The sequence below is a fragment of the Neorhizobium sp. T7_12 genome, assembly GCF_002968535.1.
GTDB lineage: Bacteria > Pseudomonadota > Alphaproteobacteria > Rhizobiales > Rhizobiaceae > Neorhizobium > Neorhizobium tomejilense.
On record NZ_PVBK01000003.1, the window covers coordinates 339,058 to 363,326 of the forward strand.

A 24,269-nucleotide genomic window follows, 5' to 3' on the forward strand; every position below is an offset into this window, starting at 1 on the left:
GCTTTTTCGCTCTTGGACCGCCTTTGCCCATTCGTGCCAGCTTCATGACAAGCAGCAGGAAAGGACTTCGCGACATGGACAGTGCGGCCGCGCCAGGCAAGGGAACCAGTGATCAGCAGGACTGGAAGATCGGCGTCGATATCGGCGGGACCTTCATCGACTTCTGTGCACTGGAAACGCGATCCGGCCGGGTTGCCTCGCTCAAGGTTCTGACGACACCGGACGATCCGGGTGCGGAACTGATGACGGGACTGTCGCTTCTGGCCGAACGGGAAGGGCTCGAGCCGGCCGCCGTCAGCCGTTTTGTCCACGGAACGACCGTCGGCATCAACACCGTGATCCAGCGTCGCGGCGTGTCGCTGGCGCTGATGACCAATGCCGGTTTCGAAGACGTCATCGAGCTGGCGCGGTTGCGGATGCCGGACGTCTATTCCCTGTTCTGCTCCCGGCCGGACCAGCTCATCGCCCGCGACATGATCTTCGGCATCCCCGCTCGCTTGCGTGCGGATGGCAGCGAGGTCGAGGCGCCGGATCTGGAGGCGGTTGCGGCAGCGGTCGCAAAAGCGAAGGCCAATGGCGCCGCCGGCATCATCGTCTCCTTCCTGCATTCGTGGCGCACCGACATCCATGAGGTGGCGGTCAGCCGGGAAATCGCCAGGCTCGCCCCAGAACTCTTCGTCTTCACGTCGTGCGAGGTCTGGCCGGTGATCCGCGAATACGAGCGGACCACCACCGCTATCCTCAACGGTTACGTCCATCCGCGTGTCTCCGGCTATCTGACCGCACTCGAAGAAAAGCTGTTGTCGCGTGGCGTCACGGCGCCGGCGCTGCTGACCAAGTCGAACGGTGGCGTGATGAATGCCGACGAAGGCAAACGGTCCTGCGTGCAGATGCTGTTGTCCGGCACGGCCTCCGGTGTCATAGGCGCCGCCTGGCTCGCCCGCCGTGCCGGCGAAAAGCATATCCTCACCCTCGATATCGGCGGCACCTCGGCCGACTTTGCGCTGATCATCGACGGCGAACCGCAATTCGGCACCGGTGAACTGGTCGGCGAATTCCCGCTTCATATTCCGTCCGTGTCGGTCAGCTCGATCGGCATCGGCGGCGGTTCGATCGCCAGCGTCAATGCGCAGGGCGTGTTGCGGGTCGGGCCGGAATCGGCCGGCTCGACACCTGGACCAGCCTGTTACGGACGCGGCGGAGAGCAGGCGACCGTGACCGACGCCATGGCCGTCTGCGGCTGGCTCGGTCACAGCCAGATGGCCTACGGGCAGCTGCAGATCGACGTCGGCCTTGCCCGCGCGGCCGTCACGCGGCTCGCTGAAAAGATCGGCCGGACCGCGGAGGAGGCCGCCCAGGCCATCCTCGAGGTCGCCATCTCGGAAATGTTCGTGGAGGTTGAGAAACTCGCATCGCGCGCCGGCGTCGATCTCAGGGAGTTCACGCTGATGCCGTTCGGCGGCGGCGGCCCGATGCTCGGTGCGTTTCTGGCCCGCGAATTTCGCATGGCGAAGGTGATCGGCGCACCGCGCCCGGGTGTCGTCTCGGCGCTCGGGGGTCTGGTGGCAGATCTGCGCGGTGACTTCATCCGCACGGTGTTTACCCATCTCTCCGACCAGGCGGCACCGCACATGCGCGAGGCGCTGGACGCGCTTGCCGTCGAGGGGCGCAACTGGCTCGCCAAGCAGGGGCATGCCGGCGCCGCGACGCTCAATGTCTCCGCCGACATGCGTTATGTCGGCCAAAGCTTCGAAATCGAAGTGCCGATCCAGCCAGCCTGGATCGCCGAGGGCAGGCTCGGTTCCATCGAGGAAGCCTTTCACGCGATGCACGCCCGGCTCTACGATTTCCACGATCCGGTCGGAGCGATCGAGATCGTCAACCTGCGGCTCTCGGCCATCGGCGCCGGCCCGGCACTGGAAATCCCGGTCGACGCCCGCGAGGACGGTGAGGCGGTCAACCCCGAGCGCGAGATCCCGGTCTTTACCGGCAAGAGCTTCGAGTGGATCGGCCTCTATCGGCGTGATCGCCTGCGTCCGGGCAGCCGCTTCGCCGGACCGGCGGTCGTTGCCCAGGAAGATACGACCTTTGCAATCCCGAGCGGAGCCCATGTCGAGGTCGATCGTCAACTGAACCTGCATCTCACCTTTTCGGAGTAATGGCCCATGTTCGATCCCTTGAATCTTCAGGTGTTTGCCAATCACACCCGCGCTGCCGCCGAAAACATGGCCTATACGCTGCAGCGGACCGCGCATTCCGCTTTCGTCAAGGAGACGGAAGACTTCACGGTCATGCTGGTCAACCGCAAAGGCGAGACGTTCGGCGTGCCGATGGGATTGGGCGCGACCTGGTATCCGGGCCTCACCTATAGCCGCGCGATCGCGATGATCGACGACTACAAGCCCGGCGACGTGGCCTTCACCAACGATCCCTATTCCTGCTTCGTGGCGACGCACGCGCCGGACACCCATCTGTGGAAACCGGTCTTCTATGATGGCGAGATCATCGCCTGGACCGGCGGTCATATCCACAACACCGACATGGGCGGCGCGGTGCCGGCCTCGCTGTCGCGAGCGTTGACGGAAATCCATCAGGAGGGCATCCGCTTCCCGCCGATGAAACTGGTCAACGAGGGTGTTTTCGACGAAGACATTCTGAAGATCATGACCACCAATGTCCGCAAGCCCGATCTCAATATCGGCGACATGAAGGCCCTAGTCGGGGCGCTCAACACGGGCGAACGCAAGATCCTCGCCATGGTCGAGAAATTCGGCATTGAAGCCTTTCTCGAAGGAACCGAGGTCCTGCTCGACCATGCCGAAGCGCAGGCCCGCGATCTTCTGCGCGCGATGCCGGACGGGACCTGGGAATTCGTCGATTATGCCGACGAAGATTCGGTCGAAGCCAACCCGTGCCGCCTGAAGCTGACGCTGACGATCCGGGGCGACGAGGCAATCCTCGATTTCACCGGTTCCGACCCGCAGCTCGGCTCGTCGCTCAACGTGCCCTCGGGCGGCGACCCACGCCATACGATGCTTCTGGTCGGTGTCTATTACGTACTTTACACGCTGAACCCGAAGATCCTCCTCAATACCGGCCTGACGAGACCGTTCACCTGCATCACGCCAAAGGGCAGTGTCCTCAATCCGATCGCGCCGGCTGCCGTCGGCATGCGCTCGCTGACCTGCGCGCGGCTGCGCTCCGTCATATTCGGCGCCTTCTGCCAGGCCGTGCCTGAAAAGCTGCCGGCAGCACCGGCGGGCAACAATTGCATCGTCAACGTCATGACGACCGACGAACGGAACGGCCGCACCGTCATCGCCGCCGTCAATCCGGTGGTCGGCGGCGGCGGCGGCATGCCCCACCGCGATGGCACCAACGGCTCCGGCGCCGATGCCGCCTATCTCAAGAATACGCCGATCGAGATCACCGAGACGGAAGTGCCGATCGAGTTCGTCAAATATGGCCTGGCAAAGGACAGTGGCGGGGCCGGACGCTGGCGCGGCGGGCTGGCGACCGAAATGGCCTTCCGGGTCTTCTCGCCCGGCAGCCGCATCACCGCGCGCAACCGCGACCGCAGCTTCTTCCGCCCCTGGGGCACGCTGGGCGGCAGGGCTGCCGGCCTGTCCGACATGGCGCTGAACCCCGGCCGTGACGACTTCCAGCGGCTCGGCAATATCGATACCGCGGTTCTGCAGCCCGGTGATGTCCTGGAGATCCGCTCGGCCGGCGGAGGCGGGCGCGGCAACCCGGTCGAGCGCGAGACCTGGCGCGTGGCGCAGGACGTCGCACGCGGTTATGTTTCTTCCCAGGCTGCCGAGCGTGACTACGGCGTCGTCATCCGCGACGGCATGGTGGACGAGGCTGAAACCGAAAAGGTGAGAGCCGCTCGGACCGCGCCGACCGGATACTTCCACTATGGTCCCGAGCGCGAGGGTTACGAGGCGCAATGGACGCCGCAGGCCTACGACCTGCTGACCGACCTGCTGCAGGGCCTTCCCATCCATTGGCGCTTCTTCACCAAGACGGAGATCTTCCGTCGGATGAAGGGGCGGGTCGGAGCCGAAGGCGTGGCCGCCGCGTTCGCGGATGTGCGCGCACGTTTCACGAACATGCCAAGCCCCGCCGAGGCACGGAAAGAGGCTGCCGAATGACATCGGAATTGCAGCCTGCCGATCTCGGGGGCCGAATTGTGCGCCTTGCCGAAAAAGGCAGGCCGCAGGTTCGGTTCCGGCTGGATGGCGCCGATTGCCAGGCACTGGCCGGCGACACGGTGCTCACCGCCGTCCTGGTCTGCGCGCCCGCCGTGCGGCAGTCGGAATTCGGCCGAGAGAAACGGGCCGGTTTCTGTCTGATGGGAGCCTGCCAGGATTGTTGGCTATGGCAGGAAGACGGCGGCCGGCTGCGGGCCTGTTCGACAGTGGTCGCCGAGGGTATGCAATTGCGGACCGTGCCGCCGGAAACATGGCCATGACGGCGCCGGGCGTTGAAAAAGTGATGATCGTCGGTGCCGGCCCGGCCGGTATCCGCGCCGCCGAGCGTCTCGTTCAGGCCGGGATCAGACCCATCGTCATCGACGAGGGCATCAAAGCCGGTGGCCAGATCTATCGACGCCCGCCACACGGTTTCGCACGACCGCCGGAACAGCTCTACGGATCGGAAGCCCGCAAGGCCGTGGCACTCCATACGGTGTTCGACCACATGGTTGCCGCCGGACAGATCGACTACCATCCGCAAAGCTCGGTCCTGACGATCGCCGGCAATTTTCTGCAGGCGCTGACGCCCGCCGGCCGCAGGGATTTCACCTGGGATCGCCTGATCCTTGCCACCGGCGCCATGGATCGCCTGGCGCCGATCCCCGGCTGGCAGGCGCCGGGTGTCTACAGCCTCGGGGCGGCACAGATCGCCCTGAAGGCGCAGGGAGTCGCCCTCGGCAGCCGGATCGTTCTTGCCGGTTCGGGACCGCTGCTGACACTCGTCGCCACCCAGTTGCTGAAAGCTGGCGCTAAAATCGCCGCAATCCTCGACACGTCCGCGATCCGTGACCAGGCGGCGGGTCTTCCGGGCATGCTGGCAAGGCGGCCGGGCCTGGTCCTGCGTGGCCTGCTGATGCGGGCAAAGCTCGGCCGGCTTTATCATGCCGGCGTGACCTTGGACCGGATCGAAACCGACGAACGCGGCCCCGTCGGCCTGTGCTGGCGGGATGCTCGCGGCCATGCGCATGTGACGGCATGCGACATGGTCGGCCTCGGCTGGCACCTGCGCGCCGAAACGCAGCTCGCGGGCCTGGCAGGCTGCACGTTCGACTACGACGAAAGCTGGTCGCAATGGTTGCCCCGGACCGACCGGATGGGAAGGGCGGCCGAGGGACTGTATCTGGCCGGTGATGGTCTGAGAATTCTCGGTGCGGATGGGGCGGAGGTCGCCGGTCGGCTTGCCGCGACCGCCTGCCTTGCCGATATGGGTCTTCCTTCGCCGGATGCGAGATCGGATCTGCGCCGGTTGGGCCGCTACGAACGGTTTGCCCGCGCCATCGCGCGCGCCTTTCCCTGGCCGGGCGACATGATCCGCGCCGTTCCGGACGATACCGTCGTCTGCCGCTGCGAAGGGGTGACGGCAGGCCAGTTGCGCGAGAGCGTCGTCTATGGCGGGGGCGAAGCCAACCGGGTCAAATCACTGGCACGCATCGGAATGGGCCGCTGCCAGGGGCGTTATTGTCAACTCGCCGGTGCCGAACTGATCGCCGAAAAGGCCTGCATCAAGGTCTGCGACGCGGGACGGCTCCGCGAACAGGCGCCCGCCAGGCCCCTGCCGATCGGCCTCTGGGTTCGCGATGCCTGATCGGTTTGGCTAGGAGGTTTACGATTCCAGGCCGCTTGCCTTCAGGACGCTGGCACAGGCTTCGCGCAGATCGTCGCGCATGGCGAGATGGCTTCCCGTCAAAGGCCGGTCCCGACTGGTGAGCAGGGCAATCGGCACGGAAATCTTCTGCCGCAGCTGCCTGAGGACAAGGCCGGGGAACTGCTGCCATGGCAGGAGCCCATCGACGATTGCGACACCAAAGCCGTCGCGGACGAAGGGGAGGGCGGTAATCGAGATATCGATCTCGATCGCCGGGTTGAATATCTGCATTTCCGCGGCCGCGGCGCTGACCAGTAGGCGGCCCGGCAGTGTGCCGGCCCGGTAGGAGATCAAAGTTTCGTCCTGCAGGTCGGCAAAGCCGATTTGATCCAATTCTGCCAGCCGATGGTGTTCAGGAACGATGCAGACAAGCTGCGTATGCCCGAGTGTCTCCACCTCGATGCCCGGACGGGCCGTGTTGTTCATCACGATTCCGAGCGGCGCATCACCGTCGCGGATCATGTCGACGACGTTGACCAATGGGGCGATCAGCGAGCGCACGACGATATCGGGATGAGCCGCACGGAACGATAGAAGCGCTTTGGGTACGATCGACATCGCCGGGGGTGCCGACGCGGCGACCCGGATCAGTCCGGTGCGGCCGAAACGCATGTCCGTGGTGCGGCGTCGGAGGGCGCCGAGCTCGGAAAAAATCCGTTCGCACTCCGGATAAAGCTCCTCGGCCTCCCGGGTCGGAACCAGCTTCCCGCGGACCCGGTTGAAAAGCTTGAAGCCCAGCTGGTCCTCCGCATGCAGCAGGATCTGGCTGAGCGCCGGCTGCGATATGTTGAGCATTGCCGCAGCGCCGGTCACTGTCCCGGTCCGCATGAGCATGCAGAAGACCTCGAGCTGGCGTGCCTGCATCCGGTTCACCGTGTCCTTTGGTTCGCGGGTTTTACTCTAGTCTATAGGCCCCAGGATCAGAAATCCGCCACCTTGCCCCAGGCGGAGGTTTGAAAACGTTTCGGATGATAGGGTAGCGGATCGACGATCGGGTTGGCGGCGGTGACGATGTCGGCGATCAGGTGGCCGGCGCCGGGTCCGATACCAAAACCGTGGCCGCTGAACCCCGCGGCCAGAATGAAGCCCGGAACACTCGCGACTTCGCCGATCGCCGGAACCCCGTCCGGGGTCGAGTCGATATAACCGGCCCAGCTGGCAGTGATGCGGCGCCCGCCGAGCGCCGGCAGCAGTTCGACGGCGCGCTCATAGGTCAGCTTGATCGTGCTGGCGTCGACGGCCGGATCGAGGATGCGCATATGCTCCATCGGCGTCGGCCGGTCCAGCCGCCAGCGGGCCAGGCTTTCATGACCGCTGCGGAGACCTTCGAGGCCGCCGGGTGACAGGCTGCGCCAGCGGCGAATGAACATCGGCAGGAACTGCGCCGCGAAACGCATGTTCTGGGCCGTCAGGTCGATCCGTCCGCGCCCGCTGATGGCGAGCGTGTGGCCGCCGTCACCCCGGCGGGTCACCGAGACCCGGGCGGTGTGAAGCGCATCCGGCAGGTTCCCGTCACCGGGCCCGACGGAGAGAATGGAGGAGCGGGTCGAGGCCTGCGGGAAACGAATGCCGAGCTGGCGGCAGAAGGACGACGCCCAGGCGCCGCCGGAAAGGATTGCGACCTTGGTCCGGATCGTGCCGTGTTCGGTCACGACAGCCGAGAGCCTGCCGCCTTCCGTCTCGATGCCGCGCGCCGCGCAGTTCTGGAGCACCGCCCCGCCCAGTTTTACGATCGCGCGGGCGACTGCCGGGGCCGCATTGGCGGGGTCGGCCGTCCCATCCGTCGGCGAATACACGCCGCCTTTCCAGGTGCGGCGCGTCGCCTTGCCGCGCTCGGTTGCCTCGGCGCTGTCGAGCATGTGGGTGGTGACGCCCACCGTGCGGGCGAAATCCCGCCAGCGGGCCCAGCCTGCCAGTTCTTCCTCGTTGTCACTGAGATAGAGGAGACCGCAGCGCCGGAAGCCGGTCTCCTCGCCGGTCTCGGCGGCAAAGCGTTCCCACAGGTCGAGGCTTTTGGTCGCCATCGGAAGTTCGCGCGCATCGCGGTTCTGCTGCCGGCACCAGCCCCAATTGCGGCTCGACTGCTCGGCGCCGACGCGCCCCTTTTCGACGAGCACCACCTTCAGGCCGCGTCCGGCGAGGTAATAAGCCGTGAAGACGCCGACGATACCGGCACCGATGACGACCGCGTCGGCGGAAGGCGGCAGTCGGGCGTCGGTTTCGACGAGCGTGAGCGGTGCTGGCATGACGATCGATCTCCTGGCGCAAACGGGTCGGTGCGCCAGCATAATGGTGCAGCCCGCGTCGAGGTTACTGCACACGCCGCTTGAACCGCACAAGATTCCGCTCATGGCCGATGATGCAACTTATTGTGCTGACCGTTCGTGCGCAGAATGGAATAGACAAGACAAGCCAATGCGTTAAAGTCGATCTCGGAAATATGCGGCATAAAATGCCGCTGCCCTTGGGAGGTGTCCTCACGTGAAGCTCGATCGTATCGACATCAAGATCCTCTACGAGTTGCAGAAGAACGGCCGCATCACCAATGTCGAGCTTGCCGAGCTGGTCAATCTTTCACCCAGCCCCTGCCTGATGCGCGTCAAGAAGCTTCAGCAAGAAGGTTATATCGAAGGTTATTCGGCCCAGATCAACATCGGCAAGCTTGGCCAGACCCTGACGGTCTTCACCGAGGTCACGCTCAAAAACCATCGGCAGATCGACTTCGCGCGTTTTCTCGCGGCCGTGGAAAAAGTCGACCAGGTGATAGAATGCCACCTGGTGTCGGGCGGGTACGACTATATGCTCAAGTTCGTCACCGCCGGTATCGGCGAATATCAGACGATCATGGAACGGCTGACCGATATGGATATCGGCATCGACAAATATTTCAGCTTCGTTGTCCTGAAGTCACCGATCGTCAAAGCCCATATGCCGCTCATCAGCCTGTTCCGGGTATAGCCGCGTACGGTCCAAGCCGAATTGTCCACGGACGTGAGACGGCAATTGCCGCCTCAGCCGTGCACATAGGTTTTGACGAGTTCCGGATCACGCTCCAGGCGATCGAGCCAGCTCGGATCGAGCTTCGGCACGGACGAGAACAGCAGTTTCGAATAGGGGTGCTGCGGGACCTTCGAGATCGCAGGTGTGATTTCCTCGACCTTGCGGCCGTTATACATCACGACGATCTCGTCGCAGATCGCTTCGACAACCGACAGATCGTGGCTGATGAAGATGTAAGAGAGGGAAAGCTCCCGCTGCATTTCCTTCAGGAGATCGATGACCGCCGCCGCAACGACGGTGTCGAGGGCAGAGGTGATCTCGTCGCAGACGATCAGTTTCGGCTCGGCGGCGAGCGCCCGGGCAAAATTGACGCGCTGTTTCTGACCGCCCGAAAGCTCGGCGGGGGTTCGGCTGCGAAGCGTTTTCGGCAGGCGGACCATGTCGAGAAGCTCGTCGATCCGGGCATCCCGGACCTTGCCTTTCATGCCGTGGTAGAATTTCAGCGGCCGCCCGAGAATTTCCTCGATCGTTTTCGCCGGATTGAGCGAGGTGTCCGCATGCTGGAAGACGATCTGCAGCTCGCGCAACTGCTCCCGGCTTCTCTGCCGGGCGGAGCGGGCAAGTTCGCGTCCATCGAGGGTCAGTTGACCGGCTGATGCGGGCAGGATACCGGCAATCGAGCGAGCAAGCGTGGACTTGCCGCAGCCGGATTCACCGATGATGCCGAGATTGCGGCCTCGTTCGAGGGAAAGGCTTGCCTCCTGCACGGCCTTGACGAGCGGCAGACCGTCGGCCTGGATCGGGCCGTAGCCGGCGATCAGGCCATTGACCTTCAGGAGCGGCGTGTGTTCCGTTGCAGCAACAGCGACACTGTCGCCGCGAGACTTCGGTTCGAAAGCCGACAGCAGTTCGCGCGTATAGGGATGCTTGGCATCGGACAGGATATCGGCGGTGCTGCCGACTTCCTGCACATCGCCGCCACGCAGTACGACGATGCGATCGGCAATCTGTGCGACGACCGCCAGATCGTGGGACACATAGACACCGGCAATGCCGCTTTTCTTCATCACGGACTTGAAGGCGCGCAGCACCTCGATCTGGGTGGTCACGTCGAGCGCGGTGGTCGGCTCGTCGAAGATGACGAGCTTCGGATCGGCGATAAGGGCCATCGCGGCGGCAAGACGTTGCAACTGGCCACCGGAAACCTGGTGCGGATAACGGTTGCCGATCTCCTCGGGATTGGGCAGCGAAAGCGCCCTGAACAGGGAAACCGCCTTCTCTCTGGCCTGCGCCAGCGGCATCAGCCGATGGATGCGCGTAACTTCGACGACCTGGTCGATGATGCGCTTCGACGGGTTGAACGCGGCCGCGGCGGACTGCGGCACATAGGAGACCTCGAGGCCACGCACACGTGCGCGCTGACGCTCGCTCAGCGTCACCATGTCCTTGCCGGCCACTGTGACGCTGCCGCTCGAGATCCGACAGCCGGGACGGGCATAACCCATGATCGTCAGCGCGATCGTCGTCTTTCCCGATCCGCTTTCTCCGATCAGGGCGACGATTTCGCCCGGCGCGACATCGAGATCGATGCCTTTGATAATCTCGATGCGGCGGCCCGCATCTGTCGTTGCCTCTACCCTCAGATCGCGAATTTCAACGAGATTTTCCATTCACGTGCTCCGATCGCGAATCTTCTTGGGCAAATTGTCGATCAGCAGATTTACGCTGATGGTGAGGCTCGCAATCGCCAGCGAGGGAACGATGACGGCGGGCGCCCCGAACGGCAGGCCACCGATATTCTCGTGAACCAGTGCTCCCCAATCCGCATAGGGCGGCTGCACGCCGAGACCGAGGAAGGAAAGGCCGGAGAGAAGGAGGACGACGAACACGAAGCGGATGCCGAAATCGGCAAGCAGCGGCCCGGTGATGTTCGGCAGGATTTCCGAAAAGACGACATAAGGAATGCCCTCGCCACGGGTCCGGGCAACCGTGATGTAATCCATCGTATTGACGTTTACGGCAAGCGACCGGGCAAACCGATAGGCGCCGGGCGTGTAGATCACGGCGAGCATGAGGATCAGAACGGGGAGCGACGACCCGACTGCGGCAGCGACGACCAGCCCCGAAAGCTTGCTCGGAATCGAGTTGAGGGCATCGAGCAGGCGGCTCAGCAGCGTATCGAACCAGCCACCGATAACGGCAGCTGCCATGCCGAGCGCCGCACCGCTGAAACACGCAAGGCAGACGGCGGCAAGCGAGATGCCGACCGTATAGCGGGCGCCCATGATGATGCGCGAGAACATGTCCCGGCCCAGATAGTCGGAGCCGAGAAGCAGTTTGCTGCTCATCGGGCCGAAATAGTCTTCGTCGATGATCTCGCCGACGGGATAGGGGATGATATGGGGCGCGAGAAGGGCAATCATCGCCCAGAAGAGAATGATCGTAAAGCCGATCATTCCAACCCAGCTGAAACGATAACTCACTCTGCGGGGCAGCGTCGTGGACGTAGTCATGGTCAGCGCACCCTCGGATTGGCCAGGATTGCAACAATGTCGGCGAACGTGATGAGTGCGAGGTAGCCGACGCAGAAAATGATGGCGCAGGATTGAATGAGCGGCAGATCCCGGGTGGAAACACCATCGACCATCAGCTTCGCGACGCCGGGGTAGTTGAAGATCGTCTCGACGATGATGACGCCGCCGACGAGATAGGAGAGCGAGAGAGCAATCGCATTGGCGATCGGGCCGACCGCGTTCGGCAGTGCGTGCAGCAGGACTGCGCGCCAGCGTGAGGCACCTTTGAGGATCGCGGCCTCGACATAGGGCGTGTTGATCGTATCGATAACGGCGGCGCGGGTCATGCGGATCATCTGGGCTGAGACGACGAAGGTGAGCGTGATGACCGGCATGGCGTAGATCCTCAGCACCTGCCAGAAGGACGTGACGTCGCTGGCGAAAGAAAGCGCCGGCAGCCATTTGAGATAGACGGAAAACAGGAGCACGGCCGAGGTCGCGATCATGAACTCGGGCACCGAGATGATGCCGATCGTCAGGATTGTCACGATACGGTCGTAGACCGAGCCGCGAAACATGGCGGCGGTGATGCCAAGCGTCAGCGACAGGGGAACCGCAAAAAGAGTGACGATGCCGGCAAGGCGCATCGTGTTGACGAACCGCGCCCCGATCAGCTGTGCGACCGGTAGATTGTTGACATAGGATATCCCCAGATCGCCCTGCAGCAATCCGATGAGCCATCGCCCGAAGCGCAGGAAGGCGGGTTCGTCAAGATGCATCGCAGCCCTGAGGCCGGCAACGGCTTCCGGCGTCGCGGCTTGACCGAGCAGGATCGTGGCGGTATCGCCCGGCAGCATTGCCGTTGCGAAAAAGACCGCGAAGGACACGATCAGCAGCGTCAAGGCGGAACTGCCGAGCCGGTTCGCGATAAGTCCAAGGACATAGGTGCGCAATGGGGTTTCCTTGCCTGAAAAGTTCGAGATAGCCGGCACCATCCATGGACGAACCAGGACAGCGCTATCAGGCGCAACCACGGCGGCAGAAGAAGCTTCCCCTGCCGCCAAGGGTCAAGCCTCAGGCGTCGAGCCAGACGTATTCGGCAAAGGCGTAACCCATCATGCCGCCGAGCGGGTTGGCTTCAAGGCCCTTCAATTTTTCAGAGATCGCATCCACGTTCGAAATGTAGACCGGGATGACCGTACCGGCTTCCTCGGAAATCATCACCTGCATCTGGCCGTAGATTTCCTTGCGCTTGGCCTCGTCGAGAAGACCGCGTGCCTCGACGAGCATATTATCGAATTTCTCCGACTTGTACTGGCTTTCATTCCACGGCGCGTTGGAGGCATAGAGAAGCGAAAACAGGATGTCCGGCGTTGGCCGCGGGTTGATATTGCCGAAGTGAACCGGTGCCTTCAGCCAGTAATTCGACCAGTAGCCGTCGGAAGGAACGCGCTGAACGTCGAACTTCATGCCGATCTCGGAACCCGACTGCTGGAGGAGCGTCGCCATTTCAACCGCCGCGTTCGGCGCTTCCGACGTGATCATCGGGATGGACTGGCCGAGTAGGCCGGCCTTCTGGAAATGGAACTTCGCCTTGTCCGGATCGTAGGCTTTCGGTTTGAGGTCCGCATTATGATAGACGCTGGCCGGAGAGACCGGCTGGTCGTTTGCGATTTCGGCGAGGCCACGCAAAACGGATTTCTGAATCTGCTGCCGGTTGATCAGATACTTCATGCCGGCAGCGAAATCGGCCTTGTTGCCGGGGGCGAGATCGAGACGGATGTTGAGGTCGGTATAGTTGCCCGACGTGGTTTGCGACAGCACGAAGCCGGGTTGGCTTTCGACCAGCTTCATCGAGCGTGGCTTGATCGACGCCGCGAGATGGATGTCTCCCGAAAGCAGGGCGTTGACGCGCGCGTTGTCGTCGCTGATGGCGAAGAACTCGAACGAATCCACGTTGGCACCGCCAGCCTTGAAGTAGTTGGGGTTCTTGGTGAAGATCGATTTGACGCCCGGCTGGAAGGTTTCCATCTTGAACGCGCCGGTACCGATGCCCTTCGAAAAGTCGGTCGTCCCATCCTGCACGATCATGAAATGGTGCTGCGACAGGATGGTCGGCAAGTCGGCATTCGGGTTGGCCAGGATAATCTCGACCGTCAGCGAGTCGACGTCCTTGACGTCGGTGATCTGCTTGGCGATCGCGTTGACCTTGGAGCCGACGGCAGGATCGAGATGCCGCTTCAGCGAGAAGACGACGTCTTTCGACGACAGCGACTTGCCGTCGTGGAAGGTGACCCCGGAGCGAAGCTTGACGGTCCAGACCTTGGCGTCTCCGCTCTTGATGCTTTCGGCGAGTTCCATCTGAACGGTGCCGCTCTGATCAAGGAAGGTTAGGCGATTGTAGATAGCGCAACAGCGGACGTAGTCGGTCGACAGCGACGCCTTGGCCGGGTCGAGTGTATCGGCGGTCGACGACGACCAGCCGGCCGCCTTCAAATGCCCGCCTGACTTCGGGGTGGCAGCCACCGCGCTGGAAGCGCGGCCGAGGATCAGGCCACCTGCGGAAAGCGCAACGCCACCTGCCAACATCATCGTCAGCAGTTCGCGGCGGCTTGCGCCCCGGCGGATGGCGGTCTCGATCATGGCGTCGTCAGACGTCGTCCAGTTCGTGATCTTGTCGTTCATGTCATTCCCCTTTTCGCTGGTTGGCGGGCACCCCATCTTCCGTGGTCTTGGCCCGATGCTTGAAAATCGTGAATTCCGTCAGTTGCCGTGCGCGGTCCTCACAGCTTCGGCCAATCCGGCCATGGACGTGAAATGATAGTCGGGTTCGGTGAACTGCGACGGTTCGATCGTGCCGCCGTAGCCGGGCTGCGCATGTCGACGCTGGATCCAGCAATTCGTCATGCCGAGATCGCGGGAAACGCCAATGTCGTGATACTGGCTCTGGGCGACATGCAGGATGTCGCTCTTGTCGCCCCCATCCTTGGCAACGAAGTCGAATACCTTGTGGAAGAAGGCCGGATCGGGCTTTTCCGTGCCGGTGTCGTCGGCGGTGAAGGCGGCATAAAATGGATTGCCGAGCGCCGCTGCGAAATAGTCGAAAGCCCAGCGGCGCGCATTGGTCATGGCGATCAGGCGATAACGCCGGCCAAGCTCCGCCATCGCCGCGGCACTGTCGGGGAAAGCCTTCCAGATCTTGGCGGAATCCCGAAGACGAATGCCATAGGTCTCCTCGGCCGGCAGTCCGAGCTTCGGCGCAATCGCAAGATAGACGCGCACCAGGTCGTCGGGGAAAAGATCGGCATCTCCGGAATACCGGGCGGCGCGATACAGGGAAAGCGCCTCTTCGCTGTCGATGGCGACATTGGCTTCGGCGGCGATGCCCTGCAGGCAGGACGTCAGACCGCCCTCGAAATCGATGAGCGTGCCGACCACGTCGAAGGTCATGTACTTAAATTCCGGAAGAGCTTTCGTCAATTCCATATCCCCAGTTGATGCTGCTGGCCGAGCGCCGTCTGCGAAAGAATATGCTGTTGCCAACCTGGACCTTTTTCTATCAAAAATCCCGGATTTTAGGGGCTTCAAGGCCCTCGTTAGCGACAATAGTGACAGTTCGACGGAACGGTTTTCGCCGAATCGGTAGGGCCGCTCGGCACAAAATTTCGAAAACGGGCTGCCGACGATATTTCAGCCGGCAGCACCGAGGCCCAAGTCAACCCTTCACCGCGCGGCGGACATCGGGATCTTCCAGGGTCTGATCCAGTGTCTTTGCGGTGCGTTCGATAATCGCGTCGATATCCGCCTCGGTGCAGCAGAGCGGCGGGGCATATCCGATGACGCCGTTGGCAAAGGCCCGGATCACCAGGCCATTGTCCCAGGCGCGGTCGAATACCCGGCGGGCCGGCGCGGCTTCGGCCGGAAGCGGCGTCTTGTCGGCCTTGTCGGTCACCAGCTCGATGGCCGCCAGCATGCCGCGACCCCGGACATCGCCGACCAGCGGGTGGGACTTGAGGCTTTCGAGACCTGCCATGAGCCGCGCGCCGGCCTTGATGCCGTTTTCGAGCAGCCCGCCTTCGTAGAGCCTCAGCACTTCCAGACCCACGGCGGCGCTGACAGGGTGGGCCGAATAGGTGTAACCGTGCCCGACCGCCGAGGCACCGGCGCCATCGGCGATCACCTGGTAGACATGATCCGCCATGAGCACGGCGCCCATCGGAACATAACCCGAGGTCAGGCCCTTGGCCGTGGTCATGAAATCGGGGACGATGTCATCCTCGCTGCAGGCGAACAGCGGTCCGGTGCGGCCGAAGCCGGTAATCACCTCGTCGGCGACGAACAGGATGCCGTATTCCTTGCAGAGGTTGCGGATCGCCTTCATCCAGCCCCTGGGCGGAACGATGACGCCGCCGGAGCCCTGGATCGGCTCTGCATAAAAGGCCGCCACGCGATCGGCGCCGACCGCCTCGATCTTCGCTTTCAGCGCAGCAAGCGAGGCTTCGATGATCGATTTCGCGTCCTCGCCGACCGGGTTTCGATAGGGGTAAGGTGACGGAATCTTGTGCTGCCAGTCGAAGGGAATGCCGAAGCCCGCATGGAAGTTCGGCAGTGCCGTCAGGCCGGCGCCGACCGTGGAGGAACCGTGATAACCCTGCTCGATCGAGATGAACTGATCGCGCTGTGGCTGACCCTTGGCAATCCAGTAATAGCGGATGAAGCGGATCGTGCTGTCGACGGCGTCCGAGCCGCCGAGCGTGAAGTAGACATGATCGAGATCGCCCGGCGCACGGTCGGCAAGCTCGGCGGCAAGCCGGATGGCCGGCTCGGAACCGAGGCCGAAATAGGCGGTTGCGTAGGGAAGCTCCCGCATCTGACGGGCCGCGGCCTCGACGATTGTCTCATGCCCGTAACCGGCATTGACGCACCAGAGGCCGGCAAAGCCGTCGATCAGCTGGTGTCCTTGCGCGTCGGTGACGGTCGCGCCCTTGCCCGAGGCGAGCACCCGCACGCCCTGCTTTTCATGGCCGCGATAGGACGCGACAGGATGGACGAGATGGGCGCGATCGAGTTCGACGAGCGAATTGCTGAGCATGGTTGTCTCCGGATTAGCCGAGGGCTTGGTTGGCCAGGGCAAAGGTGGTGAATGTCGAAGTGGCGGGACGGGCCGCGACCGGGCGTGCCATTGCGATGCCGCCGCCCGCATGGGCGAGCGAATGCTTCGCCAGCCAGGCGGCGAGGCGGGCATCGCCGGTATCGACCCTGAGGAAGGCGCCGGACCTGCGGCTCATGAAATGGCTGACGAGCGCCTTGGCGTCCTCGAGATCCGTCGCGACGACGGGCCCGACGACTTCGCCGCGACCGAACGTCCTGATGCAGGCGAACCCCGCGATCTTGCCATTGCGGCGGATCACCGCGAACGCGCCGATTTCGGCAAGTTTTGCGATCAGCGCCGAACGGGTGGCGCCGAAGGCGTCGCGATCGATGGCGGCAATCTCGGAGAGATCGGCAGCCGTGGCGGTTTCAATGGCGGTGGGCGCCGGCACTTCGCCGACGGTGCCCTGATGCTGGAAAACGGCGCCGGTCTTCCGGAAACCCAGTTTTTCATAAAGCGGCAGGCCGTCGGAGGTGGCGATCAGCCGAAGCGGGCGCTCGCCACCAAGTCTAAGGACTGCGTCCATCAGGCGGCGTCCGACGCCACGGCCACGCAGGTTGGCGCCGACGATCACCATGTTGATGGTGGCGCAGTCATCGCCGTAGGGGGTCATCAATGCCGTGCCGACCACTTCGCCGCTCTCGTCCAACGCGACCACGCCCTGGCTCAGATGCAGGGCGACCTGCCAGTCCTGCAGGCGGTGCGGCCAGCCGGCTTCGCGCGAAAGGTGGATGGCGCGATCCAGGTGCTCGATGCCGAAAGGTATGGTTTCGATGTCTCCGACTTGCATCGACAATGCTCTCCATTTTGAGCTTCGAGTTTCGAGGGGAAGGGGCCGGACGATTATCCGAAGGCGGGGTCGGCGGCGGTATCTTTCGCCAAACCGGCGGCATGGGACCGCATCTTATGCCGCGCGTCCGCAATCATGGTCGAAAAAAGCCTGGTCGTTGGCCGCCACGCCGGCCACGATCTGCAACCAAATGCCAAACCGGCCTCATGATACGAAACTTTCTGCTTCGGATTGGGGGAAATCAGTCGGCTCGGGTGCCATAAGCGGCCTTATGATCATGTCGTCAACCGAAAGGCTCGATGGGCCATCACGCAAGGACCAAGCGCATGACGACGTTCCGCCCGAAATACATCACCTTCGACTGCTACGGCACGCTGACCAACTTCCAGATGGCCGAAGCTGCGCGTGACCTCTATGGTGACCGTCTCGACGAGCCGCGCATGGTGAAGTTCATCAAGAATTTCGCAGCCTACCGGTTGGACGAGATCCTGGGCGACTGGAAACCCTATGCAGACGTCGTCCACAACTCGCTGGAGCGCAGTTGCAAGGCAAACGGCGTCGCCTTCAAGGATGAAGACGCCAGGATGGTCTATGAGCGCGTGCCGACATGGGGTCCGCATGCGGATGTTCCTGCCGGTCTTGCCAAGGTCGCCAGAGAAATTCCTCTCGTCATCCTCTCGAACGCGATGAACGACCAGATCCACTCAAACGTCGCAAAGCTCGGCGCGCCGTTCCACGCCGTTTATACGGCGGAACAGGCAAACGCCTACAAACCGCGCTTTCAGGCCTTCGAATACATGTTCGATATGCTCGGCTGCGGCCCGGAGGACATTTTGCATTGCTCCTCGTCCTTCCGTTACGACCTGATGTCGGCGCATGACCTCGGCATCAAGAACAAGGTCTGGGTCAACCGGGGTCACGAGCCGGCCAATCCCTTCTATGGCTATGTGGAAATCTCCGACATTTCCGGCCTGCCGGGCGTGGTCGGTCTCTAAGGAAGGCCGAAGCCGATGCAATATGTCTCCTACTGGCATGATACGGCGCCCCGTTTTACGGGCGCCGTGGAAGGGCCGATCGAAGGTCACTACGACGTTGCCGTGGTCGGCGGCGGCTTTACCGGGCTCGGTGCGGCGCGGCAGCTCGCCATGGCCGGCGCGAAGGTTATCGTGCTGGAGGCGGAGACGGTCGGCTTCGGAGCGTCCGGCCGTAACGGTGGCCACCTGAACAACGGCCTCGCCCACAGCTATCTCTCGGCCAAGCAGGAGCTCGGCAAGGAGCGGGCGATCGCGCTTTACAAGGCGCTCGACAGCTCGATCGACACCTTGGAAGCAATCATCGCCGAGGAAGGCCTCGACTGCAACTTCCGCCGCGCCGGCAAACTGAAGCTTGCTTCCAAGCCGCAGCATTTCGAAGGGCTTGCCCGGAATTTCGAGGCGGTTCACGCGGAGGTCGATCCGGATACGGCACTGCTGTCGCGCCAAGACCTCGCCCAGGAGATCGGATCACCTTTCCACGGCGCCATGCTGTCGAAGAAGAGCGCCATGATGCATATGGGACGCTACGTGGTCGGCCTCGCCGAAGCGGCAAAAAGGCGCGGTGCCATCATCGTCGAGAAGGCGACGGTCACCGATGTTTCGAAATCGGGCGGCCGACATGTGCTGAAGACGGCCAAAGGCTCGGTCACCGCCGACAATGTCCTGATGGCAAGCGGCGCCTACACGACGCCGAATTTCGGTTATTTCCGCCGGCGGATCATGGCGGTCGGCAGTTTCATCATCGCCACGCGGCCGCTTTCGGAGCAGGAAGTCGCCTCGACGATGCCGGGCAACCGCACCTGCGTCAACAGCATGAATATCGGCAACTACTGGCGCCTGTCGCCGGACAATCGGCTGATCTTCGGCGGCCGCGCTCGATTTTCGGCGACCTCCGACCAGCGTTCGGATGCCAGAAGCGGCGCAATCCTTCGCGATAGCCTGACCCGCATCTTTCCCCAGCTATCCCATGTGGAGATCGACTATTGTTGGGGCGGTTTGGTGGACATCACCAAGGATCGTTACCCGCGGGCGGGCTTCCATGACGGGTTATGGTACGCGATGGGTTATTCCGGCCATGGCGCGCAGCTGGCAACCCATCTCGGCATGACGGTCGCCGATGCAATCCTCGGCCGGCCTGACAGAAACCCGGTCAAGGGGCTCGACTGGCCGGCAGTTCCGGGTCATTTCGGCAAGCCGTGGTTCCTGCCGCTGGTCGGGCTTTATTACAAGATGCTCGACAAGGTCCAGTAACGGAACTCTTGCCATGCTGAGAACAAAAAAAGGTGGGGTTGCGACCGCAACTCCACCTTTTTTGGATAAGCGCTCCGGGCGCGGAAACGGGCTCAGTTGAGCCCGCCGATATGGAAGGCCTTCACTTCCAGATATTCCTCGATCCCGAGCTGCGAACCCTCGCGCCCCAGGCCCGACTGCTTGACGCCGCCGAACGGGGCGACCTCGGTCGAGATCAGGCCGGTATTCAGCCCGACCATCCCGAATTCCAGCGCCTCGCCGACCCGCCAAGCCCGCTTGAGGCTTTCCGTATAGAAATAGGCGGCGAGCCCGAAGGGCGTGCCATTGGCAATGGCGATCGCTTCCTCCTCGGTCTCGAAACGGAAGAGCGGCGCGACCGGACCAAACGTCTCTTCGCCGGCAAGCTGCATGTCGGTCGTGGCTCCGGTCAGCACGATCGGAGCCGTGTATTGGCCACCGGCCGGCAGATCGGCCTTGGCCGTGACGATCGTCGCGCCTTTGGCGAGCGCATCCTCGATATGACGGTTGATCTTGGCGATTGCGGCATCGTTGATCATCGGGCCGATCGAAACGCCCGGCTCGGTTCCGGGGCCGACCTTCATGGCATTCACGCGGGCGGTGAGCTTCTCGGCGAAACGATCGTAGATGCCGGCCTGCACGAGAATGCGGTTGGCGCAGACGCAGGTCTGGCCGCCATTGCGGAATTTCGAAATGATTGCCCCTTCGATGGCAAGGTCGATATCCGCATCGTCGAAGACGATGAAGGGAGCGTTGCCGCCCAGTTCGAGCGACAACCGCTTGATGCTGTCGGCCGCGCCGCGCATCAGCAGCGAACCGACCGGCGTGGAGCCGGTAAACGAGATCTTCCGCACGGTGGTGTTGGCCATGATCTCGGTGCCGATTTCCTTCGGCATGCCGGTGACGATGTTGACGACGCCTGCCGGAATGCCGGCCATTTCGGCGAGAACGCCGAGCGCAAGTGCCGAATAAGGGGTGAATTCCGAAGGTTTCACCACGACGGTACAACCGGCGGCGAGCGCCGGCGCGATCTTGCGGGTGATCATCGCGTTGGGAAAATTCCAGGGCGTGATGATGCCGCAGACGCCGACCGGCTCCTTCAGGACGATGATACGGCGGTCAGGCGTCGGTGAGGGAATGGTCTGGCCGCCGATGCGGCGTGCCTCTTCCGCAAACCACTTGACGAAGGAGGCGCCGTAACGGATTTCACCGCGCGCCTCGTCGAGCGGTTTGCCCTGTTCGGTGGTCAGCATCAGCGCCAGATCTTCGAGATGTTCGATCATCAGGCCGTACCAGGTTTCAAGCAAGGCGGCGCGCTCTGCATGGGTACGCTTCTTCCAGGCCGGATAGGCCTTCTCGGCAGCCTCGATCGCCGCGCGTGTCTCGTCGCCTCCCATGTCGGGAACGGTGCCGATCACCGCTTGGCTCGCCGGATCGAAGACGTCGACGGTCTTGCCGGAGCGGGCGCCGACCCAGGTGCCGCCGATCAAACCTGCTTGCCGAAACAGGGAGGGGAGCTTCAAATTCCGCATATGTCCAATCCTCGATACGATGTTTAAAGTGCGGCGAGCAGCGCCGCAGTGATGGTGTCCGTGCGGTCCTTGCCAGGAACCGTGCCGATGCCGCTGGCCGTGACCGCTTCGATCGCCGTCATGACGGCGTTCGCCGCATGCTTTTCACCCAGATGATCGAGCATCATTGCGCCGGACCAGACCGTTGCGATCGGGTTGGCGATCCCGAGATGGGTGATATCGGGCGCCGAGCCATGCACCGGTTCGAACATCGAAGGCGCATTGCGCTCGGGGTTGATATTGGCCGAGGCGGCAAAACCGAGGCCGCCCTGAATGGCCGCACCGAGATCGGTCAGGATATCGCCGAACAGGTTGGAAGCGACCACGACGTCGAGCGTTTCCGGGGCCATCACCATGCGCGCCGCCATGGCGTCGATGTGATAGCTGGTGACCTCGACGTCAGGATATTCCGCCGAAAGCTGCCGGGTGACGTCGTCCCAGAACACCATCGAATATTTCTGGGCGTTCGACTTGGTCACCGAGGCCAGCTTGCCGCGCCGCGACCGGGCCTGTTCGAAGGCAAAGCGCAGGATGCGCTCAACGCCCTTGCGGGTAAAGATCGACGTCTCGACGGCAACTTCATCGGCCGTGCCCTGATGGATACGGCCGCCTGCGCCCGAATATTCGCCCTCGGTGTTCTCGCGGATGCAGAGAATGTCGAAGGCGGTCGCCTTCAGCGGTCCTTCGACGCCGGCCAGCAGGCGGTGAGGGCGGATGTTGGCATATTGCACGAAACTCTTGCGGATCGGCAGCAGCAGGCCATGCAGCGACACCGAATCCGGCACGTCCGCCGGCCAGCCGACGGCGCCAAGCAGGATCGCGTCGAAGCTGCGCAACGTTTCGATCCCGTCCGCCGGCATCATTGCGCCGGTTTCCTTGTAGAAGGCGCAGGACCACGGAAATTCGGTAGCCTCAAATGCAAAGCCGTGCGCTTTGGCGGCCTTCTGCAGCACCGACCATGCGGCCGCGGTCATGTCGCGGCCGATGCCGTCACCGGGGATCAGGGCAATCCGGTATGATTTCATGTTCTTCGTCCTCAAAGTCTGATCAAGACGCTCTTGCTCTTGCGGTTGGCGTGGAAAGCTTCCCGGCCGAGATCCTTGCCGATGCCGGACTGCTTGTAGCCGCCGGTCGGCAGGATATGGTCGCGCGAGCGGCCGTAGCGGTTGACCCAGATGGTGCCGGCCTGCAGCCGGCGGGTAAGGCGGATTGCCCGCGAAAGGTCGCTGGTAAACAGGCCGGCGGCAAGCCCGTAGCTCGGATGATCGGCAAGCGTCATGGCCTCTTCCTCATCTTCGAACGTCTGCAGCGTCAGAACGGGCCCGAAGATCTCCTCAATCACCGCCGGCGACGTCTGGTCGACGCCGGTGACCAGGGTCGGAGAGTAGAAATATCCGGGAGCGTCCATGGGGCGGCCGCCCGTCAGGCATTCCGCCCCGGCTGCGACGGAGGCCGCAATGATGTCGTCGATGCGCCGGCGCTGCCTGTCGGAGATGATCGGCGAATACTGGCTCGCCGCATCCCAGGTCGGCCCGGGGACGATCCCCTGCATTTTCTTCAAAATGGCATCGATCAGCGGCGCGGCAACGCTTTTTTCGACGATCAGGCGCGATCCGGCGACACATGCCTGGCCGGCATTGCTGGTGATGCTGGCCGTCACCGCGGCCGCGGCCCGGTCGATATCGGCATCCGCGAAGACCAGCTGCGGGCTCTTTCCGCCAAGTTCCAGCGTCATCGGCTTGATGCCGGTGCGGGCGATGTTTTCCATGATCGCCGATCCGGCGCGGGTGGAGCCTGTAAAGCTCACCTTGGAGATATCGGGATGGCCGGTGATGGCGTTGCCGGTGGTCATGCCGTCGCCGAGCACGATGTTGATCAATCCGGGCGGGATGCCGGCCAGCACGGCAAGCTCCGCCAGCCGGATGGTCGAAAACGGCGTCATCTCGGACGGCTTCAGCACGACGGCATTGCCGGCGGCAAGCGCGGGACCGAGTTTCCATACGGCCATGTTGATCGGGAAGTTCCAGGGCGTGATGGCGCCGACGACGCCATAGGGTTCCGTCATGATCATGCCGAGATTGCCGTCGTCGGTCGGCACCAGGTCGCTGCCTTCCTTGTCGGCGAATTCGGCGAAGAAGCGGATCTGCTCGGCCGACACCGCGATGTCACCCTCGACCAGGTGGCCGACCGGACGGGTGGAGGAGACGGCTTCCAGCCTTGCAAGCGCCACGGCGTCCTGTTCGATGAGATCGGCCCAGCGATGCAGCACCTTCACACGCTCGCGCGGGCGGATGCCGCCCCAATTGCTTTGCTTCAGAGCCGTCTTCGCCGTCTGCACCGCCTGGTCGACGAGATCCGCATCGGCGACGGGGCAATCGGCATAAGCCTTGCCGTCGGATGGCCGGTGCATTGCAATGACGCCTTCGGCCGCCACGAGGCGATCGCCGATGAAATGTCCCATCGGCAGGGCCAGGCTGTCGGGATCGAAACTCAGGCTCATCGGCTTATCTCCGGTCACTGGACGGCAATATTACCGGATCGGTGGAACGGCTTGATCCGGTAGAGTGAAGGGCCGCAGCGGAAAAATCCGTTTTGGCGGTCAATCACGGCGTATTCTGCGGAGCGGCCCGGAAGCGGTTGCCGCGCCGCGGCCGCACCTATCAAGGGGTGACGGTGACGTAGATCTTGCGGACGGTCTCGATGGTCTTCCAGGTGCCGACGAAACCCGGCTTCATGACGAAACTGTCGCCCGCCTTGTAGACAATTGGCTGGCCGCCTTCGGGGGTGAGTTCGACGACGCCCGACAGGATGTGGCAGAATTCGAAGGTCTGGCCCTTGATCGAATGTGTGACGCCGGGCGTCGCTTCCCAGACGCCGGTATGCACCAGTTCGCCATGGGCCTCGTCCTGCGCCCAGGTCTTGAACTGCGGATCGCCGGCGATCAGCCGGTCCGGTGCGGGAACGTTTTCGCGCGGCGCAAAGGTCGGGTGAGGCTCGATGGTCTTGAGAAGCGACATGGTATTCCTTTCGAGGTTGAAG

20 protein-coding genes are annotated in these 24,269 nt (G+C 63.1%); 7 read left to right on the plus strand and 13 right to left on the minus strand.

The window, feature by feature from the left end:
- Nucleotides 1–74 precede the first annotated feature (74 nt).
- From C5J26_RS10615 to C5J26_RS10630, 4 genes are read left to right on the plus strand one after another with little or no spacing between them, the layout of a single operon-like run.
- Nucleotides 75–2,159 carry a hydantoinase/oxoprolinase family protein gene (locus C5J26_RS10615; protein WP_105401716.1) on the plus strand — a complete coding sequence of 695 codons (2,085 nt, stop codon included), beginning with the start codon at nucleotides 75–77 and terminating at the stop codon, nucleotides 2,157–2,159.
- A 6-nt stretch (nucleotides 2,160–2,165) separates the two neighbouring features.
- Nucleotides 2,166–4,154 (plus strand): hydantoinase B/oxoprolinase family protein, encoded by a 1,989-nt coding sequence (locus C5J26_RS10620; RefSeq protein WP_105401717.1) that lies wholly within the window; start codon nucleotides 2,166–2,168, stop codon nucleotides 4,152–4,154.
- Nucleotides 4,151–4,474 carry a (2Fe-2S)-binding protein gene (locus tag C5J26_RS10625; RefSeq protein WP_105401718.1) on the plus strand — a complete coding sequence of 108 codons (324 nt, stop codon included), beginning with the start codon at nucleotides 4,151–4,153 and terminating at the stop codon, nucleotides 4,472–4,474. Before C5J26_RS10620 ends, C5J26_RS10625 begins: the two co-directional genes overlap by 4 nt.
- Nucleotides 4,471–5,841: an NAD(P)/FAD-dependent oxidoreductase gene (locus tag C5J26_RS10630; RefSeq protein ID WP_105401719.1), complete on the plus strand. Its 1,371-nt coding sequence runs from the start codon at nucleotides 4,471–4,473 to the stop codon at nucleotides 5,839–5,841. The genes C5J26_RS10625 and C5J26_RS10630 overlap by 4 nt, the downstream gene beginning before the upstream one ends.
- An 18-nt stretch (nucleotides 5,842–5,859) precedes the next feature.
- Here C5J26_RS10630 and C5J26_RS10635 read toward each other — a convergent pair whose 3' ends face one another.
- A complete protein-coding gene (locus tag C5J26_RS10635; RefSeq protein ID WP_105401720.1) occupies nucleotides 5,860–6,765 on the minus strand; it encodes a LysR family transcriptional regulator in 906 nt (301 codons plus the stop codon).
- Nucleotides 6,766–6,821: 56 nt separating this feature from the next.
- Nucleotides 6,822–8,147, minus strand: coding sequence for an FAD-binding oxidoreductase (locus C5J26_RS10640; RefSeq protein ID WP_105401721.1), 1,326 nt, complete (start codon nucleotides 8,145–8,147; stop codon nucleotides 6,822–6,824).
- A gap of 235 nt (nucleotides 8,148–8,382) precedes the next feature.
- Between C5J26_RS10640 and C5J26_RS10645 the strand changes: the two genes are divergently transcribed.
- Nucleotides 8,383–8,859 carry an Lrp/AsnC family transcriptional regulator gene (locus C5J26_RS10645; protein ID WP_037086105.1) on the plus strand — a complete coding sequence of 159 codons (477 nt, stop codon included), beginning with the start codon at nucleotides 8,383–8,385 and terminating at the stop codon, nucleotides 8,857–8,859.
- A 53-nt stretch (nucleotides 8,860–8,912) separates the two neighbouring features.
- Here the strand turns inward: C5J26_RS10645 and C5J26_RS10650 are convergent, their stop codons facing one another.
- The 7 genes from C5J26_RS10650 to C5J26_RS10680 all read right to left on the minus strand — a co-directional run bounded on the left by C5J26_RS10650 (nucleotide 8,913) and on the right by C5J26_RS10680 (nucleotide 17,356).
- Nucleotides 8,913–10,571, minus strand: a complete 1,659-nt coding sequence (locus C5J26_RS10650; RefSeq protein WP_105401722.1) for an ABC transporter ATP-binding protein — start codon at nucleotides 10,569–10,571, stop codon at nucleotides 8,913–8,915.
- Nucleotides 10,572–11,420 (minus strand): ABC transporter permease, encoded by an 849-nt coding sequence (locus C5J26_RS10655; protein WP_105401870.1) that lies wholly within the window; start codon nucleotides 11,418–11,420, stop codon nucleotides 10,572–10,574.
- Nucleotides 11,417–12,409: an ABC transporter permease gene (locus C5J26_RS10660; protein ID WP_371681911.1), complete on the minus strand. Its 993-nt coding sequence runs from the start codon at nucleotides 12,407–12,409 to the stop codon at nucleotides 11,417–11,419. The genes C5J26_RS10655 and C5J26_RS10660 overlap by 4 nt, the downstream gene beginning before the upstream one ends.
- A 79-nt stretch (nucleotides 12,410–12,488) precedes the next feature.
- On the minus strand, nucleotides 12,489–14,099 hold the full coding sequence (locus C5J26_RS10665) for an ABC transporter substrate-binding protein (protein ID WP_105401724.1): 1,611 nt from the start codon (nucleotides 14,097–14,099) through the stop codon (nucleotides 12,489–12,491).
- A 78-nt stretch (nucleotides 14,100–14,177) separates the two neighbouring features.
- Nucleotides 14,178–14,894, minus strand: a complete 717-nt coding sequence (locus C5J26_RS10670; protein WP_172745820.1) for an HAD-IA family hydrolase — start codon at nucleotides 14,892–14,894, stop codon at nucleotides 14,178–14,180.
- Nucleotides 14,895–15,129: 235 nt separating this feature from the next.
- Nucleotides 15,130–16,506, minus strand: coding sequence for an aspartate aminotransferase family protein (locus C5J26_RS10675; protein ID WP_105401726.1), 1,377 nt, complete (start codon nucleotides 16,504–16,506; stop codon nucleotides 15,130–15,132).
- Nucleotides 16,507–16,519: 13 nt separating this feature from the next.
- Nucleotides 16,520–17,356, minus strand: coding sequence for a GNAT family N-acetyltransferase (locus C5J26_RS10680; RefSeq protein WP_105401727.1), 837 nt, complete (start codon nucleotides 17,354–17,356; stop codon nucleotides 16,520–16,522).
- 326 nt (nucleotides 17,357–17,682) lie between these two features.
- On the opposite strand from C5J26_RS10680, the gene C5J26_RS10685 reads away from it, so the two are divergent.
- Together C5J26_RS10685 and C5J26_RS10690 are read left to right on the plus strand one after the other, a co-directional pair.
- Nucleotides 17,683–18,351 (plus strand): haloacid dehalogenase type II, encoded by a 669-nt coding sequence (locus C5J26_RS10685; RefSeq protein WP_046636055.1) that lies wholly within the window; start codon nucleotides 17,683–17,685, stop codon nucleotides 18,349–18,351.
- A 15-nt stretch (nucleotides 18,352–18,366) separates the two neighbouring features.
- Entirely contained in the window at nucleotides 18,367–19,641 is a 1,275-nt protein-coding gene (locus tag C5J26_RS10690; protein ID WP_105401728.1) for an FAD-binding oxidoreductase, read from the plus strand.
- Nucleotides 19,642–19,733: 92 nt separating this feature from the next.
- Here the strand turns inward: C5J26_RS10690 and C5J26_RS10695 are convergent, their stop codons facing one another.
- From C5J26_RS10695 to C5J26_RS10710, 4 genes are all read right to left on the minus strand, one after another.
- On the minus strand, nucleotides 19,734–21,191 hold the full coding sequence (locus C5J26_RS10695; protein WP_105401729.1) for an NAD-dependent succinate-semialdehyde dehydrogenase: 1,458 nt from the start codon (nucleotides 21,189–21,191) through the stop codon (nucleotides 19,734–19,736).
- A gap of 23 nt (nucleotides 21,192–21,214) precedes the next feature.
- Nucleotides 21,215–22,255: a tartrate dehydrogenase gene (locus tag C5J26_RS10700; protein WP_105401730.1), complete on the minus strand. Its 1,041-nt coding sequence runs from the start codon at nucleotides 22,253–22,255 to the stop codon at nucleotides 21,215–21,217.
- Nucleotides 22,256–22,266: 11 nt separating this feature from the next.
- Nucleotides 22,267–23,730: an aldehyde dehydrogenase gene (locus C5J26_RS10705; RefSeq protein ID WP_105401731.1), complete on the minus strand. Its 1,464-nt coding sequence runs from the start codon at nucleotides 23,728–23,730 to the stop codon at nucleotides 22,267–22,269.
- A 160-nt stretch (nucleotides 23,731–23,890) separates the two neighbouring features.
- Nucleotides 23,891–24,247, minus strand: a complete 357-nt coding sequence (locus C5J26_RS10710; RefSeq protein WP_105401732.1) for a cupin domain-containing protein — start codon at nucleotides 24,245–24,247, stop codon at nucleotides 23,891–23,893.
- Between the last annotated feature and the right edge of the window lie 22 nt (nucleotides 24,248–24,269).